The following is a 3,143-nucleotide window of genomic DNA, read 5'->3' on the forward strand; positions in this document are numbered from 1 at the left end:
CCACGCAAAACGCTGGGCTGGAAGACTCCCGCCGAAGCCCTCGACCAACTGCTCGCAAACGTTCATATCGAGGGTGTTGCGACGACCGGTTGAATCCGCCCAATACACGAGCGAGCAGTTCCAGCGGCTCATGGCCGATAACGGCGTCACCTGCTCGATGAGCCGGTCGGGCAATGTCTGGGACAACGCCGCAATGGAGAGCTTCTTCTCCTCGCTCAAAACTGAACGCATCGCGCGCAAGACATACCGCACGCGCGATCAGGCAAGGGCCGACGTGTTCGATTATATCGAACGCTTCTACAATCCCACACGCAGGCATTCGACCCTGGGCTATCTCAGCCCCATGGACTTCGAGAAGCAGGCTAATGCACCAGCGTAGCCCGTTGCGGTTGACGAAAACGATGCCGCTCAACACCCGCCGATCATCAACCCGTGGCTTGCCATGGCTCTTGGGGAAATACGGCACGAGCCGCGTCATCTGCTCATCCGTTAGCCAGTACAGGTCGCTCATGCGCGGTCTCCTCAGGGAGCCTGAATCAGATCGAGCCTCTCAGATCAATGGGTCCTGAGCCTAAAGCAGCGCGTGTTGATCGCGGCATGAAGGGCCGTTGGCTCGAGGGTGCCCCGGCGCTTGCACCAAAAGTGCGGAAGAGCCCTTGATTGACGCGACGTTCGCATCCTGATCGCCGCGCCGCAGGCTGACCTGGGACGGCGGCGTTGTGCTTCTGGCGCAGGCGGGGCGGCGGCTGGGGATAGCTGACCGGCTTGCCGCCTGCACGGCCATGAGGATGCCGATGACCTCGACGTGCTGCGCCACGATCCGGGGTTCAAACTGGCGCTCGGCAAGCTGCCGGGCGGCCTGGCGAGCCAGCCGACGATGAGTCGCTGGGAGAATGCGCCGACGACACGCGAACTGGTGCGGATGACCGCCACGCTTGTCGACCTATACTGCGCGAGTTACCCCGCCACGCCGGTTGCGGTGACGGTCGATATCGTCCACGCCGGCCAGCAACTGGCGTTCTGGAACGGTCATTATGGCGAGCGCTGCTTCCTGCCGATCCACGGCTACGACACCGCGACCGGTGCCCAGTGGCGATGCTGCTACGCACCGGAAAGACACCTTCGGGGAAAGAAATGGCGAGCCATGTCCGGCGACTGGTCCGCCGCATCCGCAGCCACTGGCCCGCGACCGAAATCACTCTGCGCGGCGATGGTCATTTACCCGCATCACCATTCCAGCGTGCCGTGCCCACTACGCCGGCGGATCGAGCGGGTGCGCTCGTCGATTTCTTCCCCGCTCATGCCGCCTTCTCCGGTATTAAGGCGGGTCGGCATCCGCATCATCACTTTCGAGGCCTGCGCAGGCTTCACACATTACGGCCCGCTGGATTGCTCAACCGTCCAAGGCGCCCTTTGCCACGAGGCTTCGGCCCGACCGGTTACCCGGCAAAGCCGCTCGTCAGCTATCAGACCTATCGACAACTATCTGGGTGGAACCTCCCTTCACCGGTGTTACGCGCCGTCGGGACGCACTGAATAAGCCGGGTTAGAGCATCACGTAGCGATCTACGCCGGGCCGAACGCGCTTGACATAATTGATACTCCTATCATAGCTCCGATCAGTAACAGGGAGGGCGACATCCGTTGATCCTCTTCAACTCTGATCGGCTGCTCGTTGTCAAAATACGGGTGAAGCGAAGCAGCGTGCGGCCTTCGAGGCGTTCCAAGCGCGAGAATCTGTCAATGCAATATCGGTGGCGGCGCAGGACCAGTCCACCTTAGAAATAAAGGATGCATATGGTCGAAGTCCCAACCGCTCGCGGAGACGTGATCGACAGCTCGCAGCTTGGCTACACTCTGATGGTAGAAAATCTCTTCAACCTCAACACCGAGGTCAACCTCAATTGGCCCGAAACGTTGGGCGACCCGGACAAGCGCGTCGATGACGTCGTAACCGCGCTCGAAAATGCCAGGGCGCATGGCGTGGACACGCTGGTCGACAGGACCATTCCAGGCATTGGCCGCAACATGCAGCTGATACAGCAGACCGCAGCGCGCACCAAGGTCAACATCCTCGTGACCACGGGCTTCTACACTTGGCGCGACCTTCCCCTGATGTTTGAATTTCGGGAAGCGATGAAGCCGTTCCTGGAAGATAAGCGCAGCTTCGAATATTATTTCACCAAGGATATTGAAGAGGGGATTGGCGACACTGGCGTGCGCGCCGCCATTCTCAAGGTCGCCACCGATAAACATGGGGTCACCGATGGCGTCAGGATATTGTTGGAGGCAACTGCGCGCGCGCACCGCAGAACGGGCGCCCCGATCGGCACCCACACGGATGGAGCAGCGACTGCTTTGCTCCAGATGGAAGCGTTCCAGAAGGAAGGCGTCGACCTTTCGCGCGTCTATTTCGGCCACGTATGCCGGACGCCCGGCAATGGTCTAGAGGAGATACAGAAACTGATCGACGCCGGGGCGACGGTGAGCTTCGATATGCTCTCGCTGGCCGACCAATTAGGTAATCGGGAGAGCCGGCTCAATCGTGTTGTCGAACTGTGCCGTCTCGGACATGCGGACCAGATACTGCTTTCACAGGACGATCAGGGCTTCACCGATCTCACCCCCGAAATCGACCAGAAGAAAAGGCCGCGGCCCTTTCCTCTCTGGTGCGAGTTGGCGCAGGACTTTTTGCCGCGCCTGCGCGAGAACGGCGTGACCGAGGAGCAGATCAACCAGATGGTGGTCGGCAATCCTAGGCGCATATTCGAATCACGTGCTTTGGGCGGTTATTAGGCCGATCCCGTCGCTCCTCACGCGGAAAGCACACCACCCTTATTGTCGTTCCTTCCGACCCGCGCCGGTCACCAAGTTGCCATATCGGACAGGAGGCGAGAGCCGTCATCCGCTGAGAATCGCGTTGAGAGCGGCGTTATGCCAAAGCGCGCTGAGAGTGACTCACGTGGGGATTCCCAATGTGCTGAAAATCTGATTCGACGTTGCAGGCAGATGGAGGCTAGTGCACTGACCCAATCAGGTGATTCACAATCGGTTAGTTTCGTGCGAGTCTGGCGGGATGTCCCAGATCGTATGTGTGATCGTAAACTCTGAAGATGCGGCGCGGTTGGCGTCGGTGGTCGCCG

1 protein-coding gene and 3 pseudogenes are annotated in these 3,143 nt (G+C 60.1%); 3 read left to right on the forward strand and 1 reads right to left on the reverse strand.

Going from position 1 to position 3,143, the window contains the following annotated elements:
• Positions 1 to 379 (forward strand): annotated as a pseudogene (locus EWE75_RS24140) (IS3 family transposase); the annotation flags it as partial.
• Here the strand turns inward: EWE75_RS24140 and EWE75_RS24145 are convergent.
• Positions 368 to 511 (reverse strand): annotated as a pseudogene (locus EWE75_RS24145) (transposase); the annotation flags it as partial. The pseudogenes EWE75_RS24140 and EWE75_RS24145 overlap by 12 nt on opposite strands.
• A gap of 184 nt (positions 512 to 695) precedes the next feature.
• On the opposite strand from EWE75_RS24145, the pseudogene EWE75_RS24150 reads away from it, so the two are divergent.
• A pseudogene (locus EWE75_RS24150) lies at positions 696 to 1,218 on the forward strand (transposase); the annotation flags it as partial.
• Positions 1,219 to 1,797: 579 nt separating this feature from the next.
• A complete protein-coding gene (locus EWE75_RS24155; RefSeq protein WP_165388527.1) occupies positions 1,798 to 2,796 on the forward strand; it encodes a phosphotriesterase family protein in 999 nt (332 codons plus the stop codon).
• The last annotated feature ends 347 nt before the right edge of the window (positions 2,797 to 3,143 follow it).

This window comes from Sphingomonas populi (genome assembly GCF_004208535.1).
Taxonomy (GTDB): Bacteria; Pseudomonadota; Alphaproteobacteria; order Sphingomonadales; family Sphingomonadaceae; genus Sphingomonas; species Sphingomonas populi.

What these genes read in the sequence shown, in the direction of transcription:
- EWE75_RS24155 (WP_165388527.1), top strand. Translation starts at nt 1,798, where the DNA reads ATGGTCGAAGTCCCAACCGCTCGCGGAGACGTGATCGACAGCTCGCAG.